This window comes from Streptomyces sp. PL-29, from assembly GCF_058344425.1.
The window spans coordinates 3,781,749-3,798,502 of sequence record NZ_CP136996.1 but is presented as its reverse complement, the minus strand read 5'-3'; the positions used below and the strand labels follow the sequence as shown (position 1 = coordinate 3,798,502).

General features: G+C 72.5%; 9 protein-coding genes. 1 reads left to right on the top strand and 8 read right to left on the bottom strand.

The annotated features are described in order from the left end of the window. Positions 1-72 precede the first annotated feature (72 nt). The 8 genes from R4Z63_RS17390 to bldG form a co-directional block, all read right to left on the bottom strand. Positions 73-1,284 carry a DNA polymerase III subunit delta' gene (locus R4Z63_RS17390; protein ID WP_384447311.1) on the bottom strand — a complete coding sequence of 404 codons (1,212 nt, stop codon included), beginning with the start codon at positions 1,282-1,284 and terminating at the stop codon, positions 73-75. A 108-nt stretch (positions 1,285-1,392) separates the two neighbouring features. Next, a complete protein-coding gene (gene tmk / locus R4Z63_RS17385; protein ID WP_384447309.1) occupies positions 1,393-4,617 on the bottom strand; it encodes a dTMP kinase in 3,225 nt (1,074 codons plus the stop codon). A gap of 171 nt (positions 4,618-4,788) precedes the next feature. Then, entirely contained in the window at positions 4,789-7,614 is a 2,826-nt protein-coding gene (gene topA, locus R4Z63_RS17380; protein ID WP_384447307.1) for a type I DNA topoisomerase, read from the bottom strand. Positions 7,615-8,164: 550 nt separating this feature from the next. Further along, complete coding sequence (locus R4Z63_RS17375) at positions 8,165-9,706, bottom strand: DUF7059 domain-containing protein (protein ID WP_384447305.1); 1,542 nt, start codon at positions 9,704-9,706, stop codon at positions 8,165-8,167. Positions 9,707-9,862: 156 nt separating this feature from the next. Further along, positions 9,863-10,414 (bottom strand): hypothetical protein, encoded by a 552-nt coding sequence (locus tag R4Z63_RS17370; protein WP_037921045.1) that lies wholly within the window; start codon positions 10,412-10,414, stop codon positions 9,863-9,865. 162 nt (positions 10,415-10,576) lie between these two features. Continuing rightward, on the bottom strand, positions 10,577-12,976 hold the full coding sequence (locus R4Z63_RS17365; protein WP_037921043.1) for a sodium-translocating pyrophosphatase: 2,400 nt from the start codon (positions 12,974-12,976) through the stop codon (positions 10,577-10,579). A gap of 257 nt (positions 12,977-13,233) precedes the next feature. After that, complete coding sequence (locus R4Z63_RS17360; RefSeq protein WP_037921040.1) at positions 13,234-13,674, bottom strand: ATP-binding protein; 441 nt, start codon at positions 13,672-13,674, stop codon at positions 13,234-13,236. Positions 13,675-13,797: 123 nt separating this feature from the next. Next, positions 13,798-14,139 (bottom strand): anti-sigma factor antagonist BldG, encoded by a 342-nt coding sequence (gene bldG / locus R4Z63_RS17355; RefSeq protein ID WP_030028781.1) that lies wholly within the window; start codon positions 14,137-14,139, stop codon positions 13,798-13,800. Between the two features lie 81 nt (positions 14,140-14,220). On the opposite strand from bldG, the gene R4Z63_RS17350 reads away from it, so the two are divergent. Continuing rightward, entirely contained in the window at positions 14,221-16,692 is a 2,472-nt protein-coding gene (locus R4Z63_RS17350; protein ID WP_384447302.1) for a DEAD/DEAH box helicase, read from the top strand. The last annotated feature ends 62 nt before the right edge of the window (positions 16,693-16,754 follow it).

Here is a 16,754-nt window from a genome sequence, read left to right as displayed (position 1 = left end):
ATGAGGCGGTCAACCCGTTGTGGACCCCGAGCGGAGGCCGGGCAGCAGGCGGCAGGCGGCAGGGGTGCCGGATCAGCCCGCGCGCAGCGACATCGTCATCGCCTCCACCGCGAGGAGCGGGGCGACGTTGCGGTCGAGGGCGTCTCGGCAGGCGATGACCGCCTCGATGCGGCGCAGGGTCCGCTCCGGGCCGGAGGCCTTGGCGATGCGCTCCAGGTCCTGCCGTATGTCCTCGTTGGCGATACCGAGGGCAGAGCCGAGCTGGAGGGCCAGGACATCGCGGTAGAAGCCGGTGAGGTCGGTGAGCGCCAGATCGAGGCTGTCGCGCTGGGTGCGGGTCCGGCGCCGCTTCTGCTTGTCCTCCAGCTCCTTCATCACGCCCGCCGTCCCGCGTGGCATCCGCCCGCCCGTCCCGGCGGCGGCGCCCAGGGCCGCCCGGAGCTCCTCGGTCTCCTTGCCGTCGACCTCCTCGGCCATCTGCCGGGCGTCCTCGGAAGCCGCGTCGACCAGTTCCTGGGCGGCCTTGAGGCAGGCGCCGATGTCGTCCACCCGCAGCGGGAGCTTCAGGACCGTCGCCCTGCGCTCCCGGGCCCCCGCGTCGGTGGCCAGCCGGCGGGCACGGTCGACGTGCCCCTGCGTTGCCCTGGCGGCGGCCAGGGCAACCGGCGGCTCGACGCCGTCCCGCCGCACCAGCATGTCCGCGACGGCCGCGACCGACGGGGTGCTGAGGCCCAGGTGGCGGCAGCGGGAGCGGATGGTGGGCAGCACGTCCTCCAGGGAGGGCGAGCACAGCAGCCACACCGTACGGGGCGCCGGCTCCTCCACAGCCTTGAGGACGGCGTTGGCGGACTTCTCGTTCAGCCGCTCCGCGTCCTCGACCAGGATGATCTGCCAGCGGCCCGTCGCGGGGGACGTGTAGGACTTGCGGACGGTGTCGCGCATGTCGTCGACGAGGATCTGGCTGCCGACCGCGGCGACGGTGGAGACGTCCGCGTGGGTGCCGACCATCGTGGTGTGACAGCCGTCGCAGAACCCGCAGCCGGGCTCACCGCCGAGGGCGCGGTCCGGGCTGGTGCATTGCAGGGCCGCAGCGAAGGCACGGGCGGCGGTGACGCGGCCGGCTCCCGGCGGTCCCGTGAAGAGCCAGGCGTGGGTCATCTTCGACGCGGCGGGCGGCGCGGTCCCGTCCGCGGCGGCCGTGACCAGCGCATCGGCATCCCGGGCGGCGGCGGCCAGCTGCGTCCGGATCCGCTCCTGGCCCACCAGGTCGTCCCATACGGGCATCCCGCCCACCACCTCTCACTCTCCGTGCACCCATTGTGTCGGGCGCCACCGACAATTGCGTGCGGCCAGCGCCACCGCGGCGGCCGCCGCCCCCAGCGCCGGCGTACGTCAGCGGCGGCGGCGCGCTCCCCGTTCGCCCTCGTCGTCGTCCCCGTCGTCCCGGCGGCGACCCAGCAGCTCGTCCGCCAGCGTCGGCAGGTCGTCGAGCGGGGTCTCCTCCGCCCACTCCGGTCGGGGACGACGCGGCCGGCCCTCGTCGTCGACGACCGGGAGCTCCCGCGTCCGGTCGTTGCTCGAATCCCGGAAGATGCCCGACGGAACCCGGTCGGCCGGGTCCTCCTCGGTGCGCCGGGCCGTCGGACGCGTGGCGGACCGGTGGCCGGCGCTGTCGCCTCGGCGGCCGCCCGCACCGGAGCGCTCGCCCTGCGGTGCGTCCGGGCGTACGGGCGGCAGCACCGCCGTCTCGTCGGCCGGACGCACCGGTGGCAGGACTGCCGTCTCGTCCGCGGCGGAGACCGGGTCCGGGGCCGGGGCCGGGGCGACCTTCGGCACCGGGACGGTCTCGGTGACGTCGTCCGGGCGGAGCACCCGCTTGACCACGGGGGTCTCGACCGTGACCGCGTCGTCCGGGTGGTGCGGGGCCTTCGTCATGTCGATCCGGGGTCCCGAAGCGGCCGGACCGGACGCCGGAGCAGCGGCGGCAGCGGCCTGGGCCTCCGCGGCTGCGGCAGCGGCGGCGGCCTTCGCGGCGGCCTCGGCCGCCGCGGCCTCCACCAGCCGGCGCGCCTCCTCGGCCTTCAGCAGGGCCTCCTCGGCGCGCCGCTGCTTCTCCAGCCGCCGCTCCTCGGCCTCCGCCCGCAGCCGGGCCTCCTCCTCCGCCTGCCTGCGCAGCCGCTCGGCCTCCGCCGCACGCGCCTTCTCCTCGGCCTCCGCGCGCAGCCGCTCGGCCTCGGCCCGTGCCCGGGCCTCCTCCTCGGCCCGCAGCCGCTCCTCCTCCGCCTTGCGGGCGGCTTCGGCCTCCGCCCTGACCCGGGCCTCCTCGGCCTCACGGGCCTTGCGCGCTTCCTCCTCGGCCCGCAGCCGCTCCTCCTCGGCCTTGCGCGCCGCCTCTTCCTCGGCCTTGCGGCGCGCCTCCTCCTCGGCGAGGCGCCGGGCTTCCGCCTGAGCGGCCACCTCCGCCTCGGAGAGCGGGAGCATCCGGTCCAGCCGGTGCCGTACGACGGTGGTCACCGAGTCCGGATCCTGCCCGGCATCGACCACCAGGTAGCGGCCGGGGTCGGCGGCGGCGAGGGTGAGGAAGCCCGACCGCACCCGCTGGTGGAACTCCGCCGGCTCCGACTCCAGCCGGTCCGGGGCCTCCGTGAACCGCTCGCGCGCCGCCTCCGGCGACACGTCGAGCAGCACGGTCAGGTGCGGTACGAGCCCGCTGGTCGCCCAGCGCGAGATCCGGGCGATCTCCGTCGGGGAGAGGTCGCGGCCCGCCCCCTGGTAGGCCACCGAGGAGTCGATGTAGCGGTCGGAGATGACGACTGCGCCGCGCTCCAGCGCCGGCCGCACCACCGTGTCCACGTGCTCCGCGCGGTCGGCCGCGTACAGCAGCGCCTCGGCGCGGTTCGACAGCCCGGCCGAGGACACGTCGAGCAGGATCGAGCGGAGCCGCTTGCCGACGGGCGTGGCGCCCGGCTCCCGAGTCACGACGACTTCGTGCCCCTTGCCCCGTATCCACTCGGCAAGCGCCTTGACCTGGGTGGACTTGCCGGCTCCGTCGCCGCCCTCCAGCGCGATGAAGAATCCGGTGGCGGCCGGGGCCTGTACGGGCTCGCCGCCGCGCAGCGCGTCGCGCAGGTCGCGTCGCAGCGGCACGCCGCTGCGGTCGTCCGCCTTGGTGAGCACGACCACGGCGACGGGCAGCAGCAGCACGCCGACGATCATCAGGGTGAAGGCGGCCCCGCCGTGCGGGACGGCGGTCCCGGTTCCGGTCAGCCGGTGCGGGCCGATCACCGCGGCCAGCACCGGGGCGGCGACGGCGCCGACGGCCACGGCCACCCGCACGACCGCCTGGAGGTGCTCGGTGACCCGCGCCCGGCGGAACTCCTCGGTCTCCTGGTCCAGCAGGGTGTGGCCGGTGTTGGCCGCGACGCCCGCGGCGGTGCCGGCAAGCAGCGAGAGGAACTGCACGGTCGCCATGTCCGCGACGAGGCCGCTCAGCAGCAGCGCGAGGCCGGCCGCCGCTGTGGCGAGGGCCAGCAGCCGGCGCCGGGACAGGCCGGGCAGCACCTTGCCGGCCTGGGCGGCACGGATGCCTGCGGCGGTACCGCCGACCAGGGCGAGGACGAACAGCGCGAAGGCGGCCGGCCCGCCGCCCAGGTCGAAGGCGTGCAGGACGGACACGGCGACGGCGCAGGACACGGCTCCGGCGACGGCGGCGCAGCTCAGGACGAGCAGGGGGATGGCGCCCGTACGGCCCTTGTCCGGCCGGTCGCCCGCCTTGGGGGCGCGCAGGCCCTCCAGCGGCGAACGGGGCCGCGGGGTGGCGGCCGTGGGCAGCACCAGGGGGAGCAGCAGGGACACCGACGCGGCGAAGAGGCCGGCGGCCACGTACGAGCCGAAGGCGGCCTGGTTCGCGGCGAACCAGGCAACGCCGAGGCCGAGGGCCTTGCCGACGAGGGTCGCGGCGAGCAGCGCGGCCGCCGCGACGGGGAGCGCCGCGAAGGCCGTGCGCAGGGTCAACCGCCGCAGGGCGTCCAGGTGGTCCGGGAGCGGCCGTACGGTGGCCCCCTCCGGCGGCGGCTCCGGCAGCAGGGCCGGTGCCGCGCTCTCCTTGGCCAGCGTCCACAGCCGTTCGGCGGCGCCGGACACGAAGACGGTGGCCAGCAGCGCGGTGAGCGCGTGGGCCGCGATCCAGTCGAGCCACAGCGGGGCGACGACGAAGAGCGCGAGGCGCACCCCGTCGGCTCCGATCATCGTCCAGCGGCGGTCCAGCCGACCGCCGGAGCCGAGGAGTCCGGCCAGCGGGCCGAGCAGGACGGCGCCGAAGAGCAGGGTGGCGAGGATCCGGACGCCGAAGACGGCGGCGACGGCGAGGGCCGCACCGCGGTATCCGCCTCCGAAGGCGCCTTCGGAGGCGGCTGCCTGAAGGGCCAGCAGAACCAGCACCAGCAGGGCGAGGGCATCACCGATGCCGCTCACCAGCTGGGCGCTCCACAGGCGGCGCAGCCGGGGGGTGCGCAGCAGTGCGCGCACCGCACGCTCGCGGGAATCCGCGGCTAGGGCTTCGTCGTAGGTGGGGTTCGCCGGGGCGGTCACGACCGCCGGCTGCTCGGCTCGCGTCATCCGCCCAGCCTATCCGCTGCGCATGGCAGCTGCGGAGGCCTGTGGACGAGCCCGGGTGTGAGCCCGGACCCACCTTCCGGAACCGGTCCCGGACCCGGTCCCGGCCGCTCCGCCGGATACGGCCGGCGGACGCACGAGGGCCCCGCGCTCCGCGCGGGGCCCTCGGCTCGGCTACTCCTCCGCCGGGGTCGCGGCCGTCTTCTTGGCCGCGGTCTTCTTCGTGACCGTCTTCTTCGCGGTCGTCTTCTTGGCAGTCGTCGTCTTCTTGGCCGCCGTCTTCTTCGCGGCCGCGGTCTTCGTCGCGGCCGTCTTCTTCGCCGGGGCCTTCTTGACGGCCTTCTTCGCCGTCTTCTTGGCCGGGCCCTTCGCCCGCTTCTCCGCGAGCAGCTCGTAGCCCCGCTCCGGCGTGATCGTCTCGACGTCGTCGTCCCGCCGCAGCGTCGCGTTCGTCTCGCCGTCGGTCACGTAGGGCCCGAAGCGGCCGTCCTTGACCACGACCGGCTTCTCGCTGACCGGGTCGGTGCCCAGCTCCTTCAGCGGCGGCTTGGCCGCCGCGCGGCCCCGCTGCTTGGGCTGTGCGTAGATCGCCAGGGCTTCGTCGAGCGTGATCGTGAAGAGCTGGTCCTCGGTCTCCAGCGACCGCGAGTCCGTGCCCTTCTTGAGGTACGGGCCGTAGCGGCCGTTCTGGGCCGTGACCTCCACGCCCTCGGCATCCGTACCGACGACGCGCGGCAGCGACATCAGCCGCAGGGCGTCGTCGAGCGTGACCGTGTCGAGGCTCATGGTCTTGAAGAGCGACGCGGTGCGCGCCTTGACCGCGTTCTTGCCGGTCTTCGGCGTGCCCTCGGGCAGGATCTCCGTCACGTACGGCCCGTAGCGGCCGTCCTTGGCGACGATGTCGTTGCCGCTGACCGGGTCCTTGCCGAGCTGGAACTCGCCGCTCGGCTTCGCGAACAGCTCCTCCGCGTAGGCGATCGTCAGCTCGTCCGGAGCCATGTCGTCGGGGATGTCGGCGCGCTGGTGACCCTCGGAGTCCTTCTCGCCCCGCTCCACGTACGGCCCGTAGCGGCCGACGCGCAGCACGATGCCCTCGCCGACGGGGAAGGAGGAGATCTCCCGTGCGTCGATCGCGCCCAGGTCCGTGACCAGCTCCTTCAGGCCGCCGAGGTGGTCACCGTCGGCCGGCACGACCTCGGTGGCGTCCTCGGAGCCGAAGTAGAAGCGCTTCAGCCACGGCACGGCCTGGGCCTCGCCCCGGGCGATCCGGTCGAGGTCGTCCTCCATCTTCGCGGTGAAGTCGTAGTCGACGAGCCGCCCGAAGTGCTTCTCCAGCAGGTTCACCACGGCGAACGAGAGGAAGGAGGGGACGAGCGCGGTGCCCTTCTTGAAGACGTAGCCGCGGTCGAGGATCGTGCCGATGATCGACGCGTACGTCGACGGCCGGCCGATCTCGCGCTCTTCGAGCTCCTTGACCAGCGAGGCCTCGGTGTAGCGGGCCGGGGGCTTGGTCGAGTGGCCGTCCGCCGTGATCTCCTCGGCGGCGAGCGCGTCGCCCTCGGCGACCTGCGGCAGGCGCCGCTCGCGGTCGTCGAGCTCGGCGTTCGGGTCGTCCGCGCCCTCGACGTAGGCCTTCATGAAGCCGTGGAAGGTGATCGTCTTGCCGGACGCGGTGAACTCGGCGTCGCGCCCGTCCGCGGCTCTGCCGCCGATCTTCACCGTGACGCTGTTGCCGGTCGCGTCCTTCATCTGGGAGGCGACGGTGCGCTTCCAGATCAGCTCGTACAGGCGGAACTGGTCACCGGTCAGACCCGTCTCGGCGGGGGTGCGGAAACGATCGCCCGAGGGGCGGATCGCCTCGTGCGCCTCCTGCGCGTTCTTGACCTTGCCCGCGTAGACGCGCGGCTTCTCCGGCAGGTAGTCGGCCCCGTAGAGCTGGGTGACCTGCGCCCGGGCGGCCGCCACCGCGGTGTCGGACAGCGTGGTGGAGTCCGTACGCATGTAGGTGATGAAGCCGTTCTCGTACAGCTTCTGGGCCACCTGCATCGTCGCCTTCGCACCGAAGCCGAGCTTGCGCGAGGCCTCCTGCTGGAGCGTCGTCGTACGGAACGGGGCGTACGGGGAGCGGCGGTAGGGCTTGGACTCGACCGACCGGACGGCGAAGGTGGTGTCGGCGAGGGCTGCGGCCAGCGCCCTCGCGCCTCCCTCGTCGAGGTGCAGCACCTGGCTCTTGAGCTGGCCGTTGGCACCGAAGTCACGGCCCTGCGCGACACGCTTGCCGTCCACCGTGTTCAGGCGGGCGACCAGCGAGGACGGGTCGGACGGGTCCCCGGCGCGGCCGGTGGAGAAGGTGCCGGTCAGGTCCCAGTACTCGGCGGAGCGGAAGGCGATGCGCTCGCGCTCGCGCTCGACGACGAGGCGGGTGGCCACCGACTGCACGCGGCCGGCCGACAGACGCGGCATGACCTTCTTCCACAGGACCGGCGAGACCTCGTAGCCGTAGAGGCGGTCGAGGATGCGGCGGGTTTCCTGGGCGTCGACCATGCGCTGGTTGAGCTCGCGCGGGTTGGCGACGGCGTCGCGGATCGCGTCCTTGGTGATCTCGTGGAAGACCATCCGGTGGACGGGGACCTTGGGCTTGAGGACTTCCTGCAGGTGCCACGCGATGGCTTCGCCCTCGCGGTCCTCATCGGTGGCGAGGAAGAGTTCGTCGGACTCGGCCAGCAGCTCCTTGAGCTTGCGGACCTGCGCCTTCTTGTCGGCGTTGACGACGTAGATCGGCTGGAAGTCGTGCTCGACGTCCACGCCGAGGCGGCGGACCTCGCCGGTGTACTTGTCGGGAACCTCGGCCGCGCCGTTCGGGAGGTCGCGGATGTGCCCGACGCTCGCCTCGACGACGTATCCCGGGCCGAGGTAGCCCTTGATCGTCTTCGCCTTGGCAGGGGACTCGACGATGACGAGTCGGCGGCCGCCCTTTGCGGTCTCGCTAGTCGGGGACAACTTGGCTCTTCTCTCCGGTCGGCACTCGGTCGCAGTACGGCGACGCTGCGGAGTGTGACGGTACAACCCGCCCCCGTGTCAAACGGCACAAGCCCGCAACGGCCACTCGAACGGTAACCCGACAAGTGCCGTTTCTGCCGCCCGGATGCCGCGCCGGACCCGTCGCGATCACCGGGCCGAGTGGCCGGGGGGCCGTCTGGCCCCGCGCCGGTGCCGCGTCCCCGAAGGCCCACGAAGCCCGCCGGGAAACCCCGCAAGCAAGCGGAAGCAGGAGTTCGACCGTGACGGGGCGCGCACGCGCGACCACCGGCGCACAGCGGCCGGTGCGCGCTCCCGTCCAGGCCTACAGAGCAGCCCCGAACAGCGGGAATCACAGCCCCGCGAAGATCGCCGGACCGCGTTCCACGCCCTTCCCCCGCACCCCCGGGCCACTCTCGGGACCCCCCCCGGACCCCGCTGCGCCCCAGTCTGCCGCCCTTGGGGATACGCCGGGCGAACCCCGGGTTACATCACGGTGCCGGCTCCCGCCCGGGGCCCGCCACGGGTTACATCACGGTGCCGGCTCCCGCCCGGGGCCCGCCACGGGTTCCAGGAAACCCTGCTCGACCAGCAGCCGGATGGCCTCCGGAGTCCGGTCCCGCAGCACCACGGGATCCTCCTGCATCAGCTGCGCGATCGCGTCGAGGATCCGCCCGGCGCTGAGTGAGCCGTCACACACTCCCGCGAAGCCCGCGCCGACCGTGTCGACCTTGGTGGCGCGCCGCATTCCGCGGTTCTGCCGGAGCACGACGTGTTCCGGGTCCTCCGCGCCGGGCGCGCCGACCTGCTCCTGGACCACTTCCTCCACCAGCACGAAGCGGGCCTCCAGCAGCGCCGCGTCGTCGTGCTCGCGCAGGTAGTCCTGACGGGCGAAGTGGGCGAGGACGGCCTCGCCGAGCGGCTGCTCCACGGTGTGCGGCCACTCCTCGACCACGATCGAGGGCTCGGCGGCGTCCGTCCGGCGCAGGGTGATCCACCCGAAGCCGATGCTCTTGGTCTTGCGGGCCTCGAACTCGTCCAGCCATTCCTCGTACCGCCGCGCGTACTCGGCGGGGTCGGTGCGGTGATCGCCGGCGTCGCGCAGCCACAGCTCCGCGTACTGGGTGACGTCCTGCACGTCGCGCTGGACGATCCAGGCGTCACAGCCGCGCGGCACCCAGGAGCGGAGCCGGTCGTGCCAGTCCTCACCCTCGACGTGCTGCCAGTTGCCGAGGAACTGCGCGTACCCGCCGGGGTTGAGCCGGGCTCCCGCCTCCTGGACCAGGGTCCGGCAGAGGTCGTCGCCGCCCATCCCGCCGTCGCGGTAGGTCAGCCGGGCGCCCGGGGAGATCACGAACGGCGGGTTCGACACGATCAGGTCGTACGTCGCGTCGCCGACCGGCTCGAAGAGCGAGCCGGTGAGCAGCTCGGCCTCCGGCGCCCCGGAGAGGGCCAGCGTCAAACGGGTGAATCCGAGGGCCCTGGGGTTGACGTCGGTGGCGGTGACCCTCGTCGCGTGCCGGGTGGCGTGCAGCGCCTGGATACCGGATCCGGTGCCGACGTCGAGCGCGGAGCCGACCGGCGTGCGCACGGTGATGCCCGCGAGGGTGGTGGAGGCCCCTCCGACTCCGAGGACGACGCCCTCCTCCCGGCTGCCGATCCCGCCGGCCCCGCCGACCGCGCAGCCGAGGTCCGAGACGATGAACCAGTCCTCGCCGTCGGGACCGCCGTAGGGACGCACGTCCACGGTGGCGTGCACGGTGCCCTCGCCGTCGGCGGCATCCTCGCGCCGCAGCCAGCCGTCGGCCAGGGCCGCCCCGACCGGCATCGCCGCAGCGGCGTGCCCGTACGGCACGGGCTGCTGAAGCAGGAACAGCCGGACCAGGGTCGCGAGTGGGCCGTCTCCGCCGCCCCGGGTGGCGCGCAGGGCGGGGACCGTCTCACTGCGGGCCAGCGCGGCGTAGGCGGGAGCGCCGAGCAGGTCGAGCAGCCCGTCGGCGGTGAAGCCGGCGGCCAGCATCGCGCTGCGGAGCTCGGCGGCGTGGTCGGGGGTGGGGAGGCTGGTGGTACTCACCCGTCCATTGTGTCCGCTGAGGCCCGTCCCGCCGCTCACCACGGGCCCGGATGTACGAAAGGGCGGCCGCGGCCCCCTCCCGGGAGCCCGGCCGCCCGGGTCTTCGTACGGTGCGCGCCCCGTACGGTCCTGCGTCGCCGGTGACTGCCGGACGGCCTACGGAGCCGCGACCTGACAGCCCTTCTGGTTGCTGATGGCCTTGTTGAGACCGCCCGCGTTGAGCGTGGCGAGCGCGTCCTGGCCGCCCTTGTTCGCCTCCTGCAGACCGCCCGCGACCTCCTTGAGGCCGTCGGCGAACTTCGTCTTGTCCGCCGGGTCGAGGGCGTCCATCTTCGCCTTCAGGTCGGCGTACCCCTTCGAGGTCGCCTCGAAGCCCTTGACGGCGGCCTCCTGGGTCGTGGAGCCGTCCTTGACCGGCGGAACACCCGCCTGCTGCAGGGCGCCGCCCATCGTCTTGTACGACTCGGACATGGTGGCGAAGGCAGCCGAGTCCGTCTGCTTGACCTCGTCGGGCTTGCTGCTCTCCGTGGCCACGCGCTTGATGTCGGCGTTGGCGGTCTCGATCTTCTTGAGTTCGGGCTGCCACTGGTCGCAGACCTTCTTGGCCCAGGCGTTGGCCTTCTCGTCGCCGTCGTCCCCGCCGCAGCCGGACAGCACGAGCATCAGCACGGCACTGCCCGACAACGCGGCTGCAAGCTTCTTGTTCACCGGATTGGTCCCTTCGAAGGCTCTCGGCCCGGAAGATACACGCCTGCCATCCGGGGACGCGCAAAGGCGGACGGACGGCGCGTCAGTCCGCGCCGCCTGTCCGCCGTTCGGGCGCACGGCCGGCCCTGCCCGGCCGGGCCCGTCCTTCGAGTGGTGCCTCGGTCAGGAGACCGTCGCCGGGTCGGCCGACTGAGCCACCCGTTCGGCCGTCCCGTCGCTGTCGTCGCCCACCGCGATCCCGCGGCGCTTGGAGACGTACACGGCGCCGATGATGACGCCGATCGCGAGGACCGCGACGATCGCCCGTACGGTCGGGCTGGTGTCCGGGCCGTAGCTGAACTGCACGACGGCGGGTGCGATCAGCAGCGCCACCAGGTTCATGACCTTGAGCAGCGGGTTGATCGCCGGTCCGGCGGTGTCCTTGAACGGGTCGCCGACCGTGTCGCCGATGACGACCGCCTCGTGGGCTTCGCTGCCCTTGCCGCCGTGGTGGCCGTCCTCGACCAGCTTCTTCGCGTTGTCCCAGGCGCCGCCGGAGTTGGCGAGGAAGACCGCCATCAGCGTGCCCGTGCCGATGGCACCGGCGAGGAAGGAGCCGAGCGCGCCCACGCCGAGGCAGAAGCCCACCGCGATCGGCGTCAGGACGGCGAGCAGACCGGGCGTGGCGAGCTCGCGCAGCGCATCCTTGGTGCAGATGTCGACGACGCGCCCGTACTCGGGCTTCTCGCTGTAGTCCATGATCCCGGGGTGCTCGCGGAACTGGCGGCGCACCTCGTAGACCACCGAGCCCGCGGAGCGGGAGACCGCGTTGATGGCGAGGCCGGAGAACAGGAAGACCACGGCCGCGCCCAGGATCAGCCCGACGAGGTTGTTGGGCTGTGCGATGTCCAGGCTGAGGTTCAGTTCCCCGGCCTTGGCACCGACCTCCTTGACCGCGGCGGCGATCGCGTCGTTGTACGAGCCGAACAGCGCGGCCGCGGCGAGCACGGCGGTGGCGATGGCGATGCCCTTGGTGATGGCCTTGGTGGTGTTGCCGACGGCGTCCAGGTCGGTCAGGACCTGCGCGCCGGCGCCCTCGACGTCGCCGGACATCTCGGCGATGCCCTGGGCGTTGTCGGAGACGGGCCCGAAGGTGTCCATCGCGACAATGACGCCGACCGTGGTGAGCAGGCCGGTACCGGCCAGGGCCACCGCGAAGAGCGCGAGCAGGATGGACGTACCACCGAGCAGGAACGCCCCGTAGACGCCGAGACCGATCAGCAGGGCCGTGTAGACGGCGGACTCCAGGCCGACGGAGATGCCGGCGAGAACGACGGTGGCGGCACCCGTCAGGGAGGACTTGCCGATGTCCCGGACGGGACGGCGGTTGGTCTCGGTGAAGTAGCCGGTCAGCTGCTGGATCAGGGCCGCCAGCACGATGCCGATGGCGACGGCGACGACGGCCAGGACGCGCGGGTCGCCAGCGTGGTTGGTGATCGCCGCGTTCTCGACGCCGACGAGGTCCTTGTAGCTGGACGGCAGGTAGGCGTAGACGGCGATCGCGACCAGCACCAGGGAGATCACGGCCGAGATGAAGAAGCCGCGGTTGATGGCGGTCATGCCGCTGCGGTCGCTGCGGCGCGGGGAGACCGCAAAGATGCCGATCATCGCGGTGATGACGCCGATGGCGGGGACGATCAGAGGGAAGGCCAGACCCAGGTCGCCGAAGGCGGCCTTGCCGAGGATGAGCGCGGCCACGAGGGTGACGGCATAGGACTCGAAGAGGTCGGCCGCCATTCCGGCGCAGTCTCCGACGTTGTCGCCCACGTTGTCGGCGATGGTCGCGGCATTGCGCGGGTCATCCTCCGGAATGCCCTGCTCGACCTTGCCGACCAGGTCGGCGCCGACGTCGGCGGCCTTGGTGAAGATTCCGCCGCCGACGCGCATGAACATCGCGATCAGGGCGGCGCCGAGACCGAAGCCCTCCAGGACCTTGGGGGCGTCCGCGGCGTAGACCAGGACCACGCAGGAGGCGCCGAGGAGGCCGAGCCCGACGGTGAACATGCCGACCACGCCACCCGTACGGAAGGCGATCTTCATCGCCTGGTGGGAGACCGTGGTCAGGTCCTTGGCGGGCTCCCCCTCGGCGGGGGTGGCCTGGCGGGCGGCAGCGGCGACGCGCACGTTGGCGCGGACCGCGAGGCGCATGCCGATGTAGCCGGTGGCCGCCGAGAAGATGGCGCCGACGAGGAAGAAGGCGGAGCGTCCCGCCCGCTGATTCCAGTCGTCGGCGGGGAGCAGGAAGAGCAGGAAGAAGACCACGACGGCGAAGATGGCCAGCGTGCGCAGCTGCCTGCCGAGGTAGGCGTTGGCGCCTTCCTGGACGGCGGCGGCGATCTTCTTCATGCTGTCGGTTCCCTCGTCGGCGGCGAGGACCTGGCGGACCAGGAACTGCGCGACGACGAGTGCGGCGAGTGCGACGGCCGCAATGACCATCACGATGAGCCGATTGTCATCGGTGAGTACTGCGGATGCCAGATCAGCGGCGCTATCCGGCGCGAGAGGGGTGAAGAGCCCCGTCATTCGTCCTCCTTGACGTGATGAGCTCAAGATGTGGACGGATTGTAGGGAGCGCACACCGATCAAAACAGTGCGCAGGAAACACAATTGGCGTGCTCCTGCTCCTCAGCAATAGATCACGTCACTCCATTACCCTCGAAAGCGGTAATGGGGCAAAGGCGTTGACGGATGGTCATTGATCCAGGGAAATGAAAAAGGCCCTGCTCAGCAGGGCCTTGATAAAGATCAGAAGATAGGAGGGAATGCGCGCTCCGCGGATCTCACGAAAGATCGGAGGGCGCCGAGACGGGCCAGCTCATCCGGATGGTCCCGCCCGATTCCCCACTGGTCACCTCGACGTCGTCGACGAGCCCGCTGATCACCGCGAGCCCCATCTCGTCCTCGGTGTCCCCGTCGGAGTCCTGGACGGCGGCCATGCCGGACACGGTGTCGGCGGGGATCCCGCCGGGGCCGGGCACCTCGTCGCCGACCTCGATGGAGAACGTCTTGTCCTCTTCGGTCAGCACCACCCGCACGGGTGCGACCAGCCCGTTGCTCCGGTGGAGTCCGACGGCACGCGAACAGGCCTCGCCCACGGCGAGGCGGACCTCGTCGAGGACGGCTTCCTCCACGCCGGCCCTGCGCGCCACGGCGGCCGCGACCAGGCGGGCCGTCCGGACGTGTTCGGGCTGGGCGCTGAAGCGCAGTTCAACGGTGGCCATGCGCATCCCCCTCGGACTACGGGCGTGCCTTGCCAGAGGCCCGGACCGTCAATGGCCCGGTGCCCCTGCTCTCCTTGCCGGCCCCCAAGCTGCCCGGAGACTGCCGGGGGCCGCCTGGAGCCGTCAGTCGGTGGCGTTGACGGCGTCGTCCACCGTGGTGTGGATCGGGAACACCTTGGTCAGACCGGTGATGCGGAAAATCTTCAGGATGCGCTCCTGGTTGCACACCAGGCGGAGCGAACCCTCGTGCGCACGGACGCGCTTGAGACCTCCCACGAGCACACCCAGTCCGGTGGAGTCGAGGAAGTCCACTCGCTCCATGTCGACGACCAGGTGGTAGCTGCCGTCGTTCACCAACTCGACCAACTGCTCGCGCAGCTTGGGCGCGGTATACACATCAATCTCGCCACCGACCTCCACGACCGTACGGTCGCCGACAGTGCGAGTCGACAGGGACAGGTCCACGGATCCTCCAGCACCTTGCTATCGAGCGGCGCCCCCCAGGGGCCTCCCCACCCGAAGGTAGGTGAGGGATTGGCTGCCGCAATGGCATTCAATCACTTACCGGCAGGCGCGCACGACGCCTTCCGACCATTGTCCCGCACGCCGGTGACACACTCGGTCCCGATGGCCAACACTCACGGTCCCGGACGGCCCACGGCAGACGCGGACTCCCGACCCACCCCCGGCACGGTCCTGGACCGCCTGTCACGGGGGCCTTCCCGCTCTGCGCGCATCACCCATACGGAGCACTTGCCCCCTCGGGAGGGCCGTCATGCAGTCTGGCCCGACCGCATCCGAACGGATGTCGTAGCGGCCATCCAGTCCGCCGGGATCGGCCATCCGTGGGAACACCAGGCCGCGGCCGCCGAGCACGCCCTGGACGGCGAGTCCGTCGTCGTGGCCACCGGCACCGCGTCGGGGAAGTCCCTGGCCTACCTCGCCCCCGTCCTCTCGGCCCTCGCGGACGGCGCGCAGGCACCGAACGGCCGGGGCACGACCGCCCTGTACCTGGCCCCCACCAAGGCCCTGGCGGCCGACCAGCGGCGTGCCGTAAGGGACCTGGCCGCCCCGCTGGGCAACGCCATCCGCCCCGCGGTCTACGACGGGGACACGCCCGTCGAGGAGCGCGAATGGGTGCGCCAGTACGCCAACTACGTCCTGACCAACCCCGACATGCTGCACCGCGGGATCCTCCCGGCCCACCCGCGCTGGTCCGCGTTCCTGCGCGCCCTGCGCTACGTGGTGATCGACGAGTGCCACACCTACCGCGGGGTGTTCGGCTCCCACGTGGCGCAGGTCCTGCGCCGGCTGCGGCGGCTGTGCGCCCGCTACGGCTCCGATCCGGTGTTCCTGCTGGCCTCCGCCACCGCGAGCGACCCGGCGTCCGCCGCCTCCCGGCTGACCGGCGTACCCGTGACGGAGATCACCGACGACGCCTCACCGCGCGGCGAGGTGGTCTTCGCCCTGTGGGAGCCGCCGCTGCTCACCGACCTGCGGGGCGAGAAGGGTGCCCCCGTCCGCCGTACGGCCACCGCGGAGACCGCCGACCTACTGACCGATCTGGTGATCCAGGGCGTCCGGACGGTCGCCTTCGTGCGCTCCCGGCGCGGCGCCGAGCTGATCTCCGTGATCGCGCGGGAACGCCTCGCGGAGGTGGACCGGTCCCTGCCCCGGCGGGTCGCGGCCTACCGGGGCGGCTACCTGCCCGAGGAGCGCCGGGCCCTGGAGCGGGCGCTGCACTCCGGCGAGCTGCTGGGACTGGCCGCCACGACCGCCCTGGAGCTGGGCGTGGACGTCTCCGGCCTGGACGCCGTACTGATCACCGGCTACCCGGGAACGCGGGCCTCCCTGTGGCAGCAGGCGGGCCGAGCCGGGCGCTCGGGCCGGGGCGCCCTGGCGGTGCTGATCGCCCGGGACGATCCGCTCGACACCTACCTGGTGCACCATCCGGAAGCACTGTTCCGCCAACCGGTGGAAGCCACCGTCCTGGACCCCGACAACCCGTACGTCCTCGCCCCCCACCTGTGCGCGGCGGCCGAGGAGCTCCCGCTGACCGAAGCGGACCTGGGGCTCTTCGGCCCGGCCACCGGGGAGCTCCTGCCCCAGCTGGAGGCGGCCAGGCTGCTGCGCCGCCGGGCGACCGGCTGGCACTGGACCCGCCGGGAGCGGGCCTCGGACCTGACCGACATTCGGGGCGGCGGCGGTCGCCCGGTGCAGATCGTCGAGGCCTCCACCGGACGGCTGCTGGGCACCGTCGACGAATCGGCGGCCCACACCGCCGTCCACGAGGGGGCCGTCCACCTCCACCAGGGCCGCACCTACCTGGTGCGGCACCTGGACCTGGAGGGCTCCGCGGCCCTCGTGGAGGCGGCGGACCCGCCCTTCTCCACCACGGCCCGGGACACCACCTCCCTCTCCGTCCTGGAGACCGAGACCGAGATCCCCTGGGGCTCGGCCCGGCTCTGCTTCGGCTCCGTGGAGGTGACCAACCAGGTCGTCTCCTACCTGCGCCGCAAACTGATCACCGGCGAGGTCCTCGGCGAGGCCAAGCTGGACCTGCCGCCCCGCACCCTGCGCACCAGGGCCGTCTGGTGGACGGTGACCGAGGACCAGCTCGACGAAGCGCGGATCAACCCCGAAATCCTCGGCGGCGCCCTGCACGCCGCGGAACACGCCGCCATCGGCATGCTGCCGCTGTTCGCCACCTGCGACCGCTGGGACATCGGCGGCGTGTCCGTGCCACTGCATCCCGACACCCTCCTCCCCACGGTCTTCGTCTACGACGGCCACCCCGGCGGCGCCGGCTTCGCCGAGCGGGCCTTCCACACGGCCCGCGCCTGGCTGACGGCGACCCGCGACGCGATCGCCGCTTGCGAGTGCGAGTCCGGCTGCCCGTCTTGCATCCAGTCCCCCAAGTGCGGCAACGGCAACGACCCCCTGCACAAACGCGGTGCCGTCCGACTGCTCACCCGCCTCCTCTCCGAGTCCCCGCGGAACCCCTCCCCCGCCCCCTGACCCGCGGGACACACCCGGGGGCGCACCTCGGCCCCCGGCTGCGCCGGTGCGCTCCCACCCCA

What these genes read in the sequence shown, in the direction of transcription:
- R4Z63_RS17390 (WP_384447311.1), bottom strand. Translation starts at nt 1,284, where the DNA reads ATGCCCGTATGGGACGACCTGGTGGGCCAGGAGCGGATCCGGACGCAG.
- R4Z63_RS17350 (WP_384447302.1), top strand. Translation starts at nt 14,221, where the DNA reads ATGGCATTCAATCACTTACCGGCAGGCGCGCACGACGCCTTCCGACCA.
- tmk (WP_384447309.1), bottom strand. Translation starts at nt 4,617, where the DNA reads ATGACGCGAGCCGAGCAGCCGGCGGTCGTGACCGCCCCGGCGAACCCC.
- R4Z63_RS17360 (WP_037921040.1), bottom strand. Translation starts at nt 13,674, where the DNA reads ATGGCCACCGTTGAACTGCGCTTCAGCGCCCAGCCCGAACACGTCCGG.
- R4Z63_RS17365 (WP_037921043.1), bottom strand. Translation starts at nt 12,976, where the DNA reads ATGACGGGGCTCTTCACCCCTCTCGCGCCGGATAGCGCCGCTGATCTG.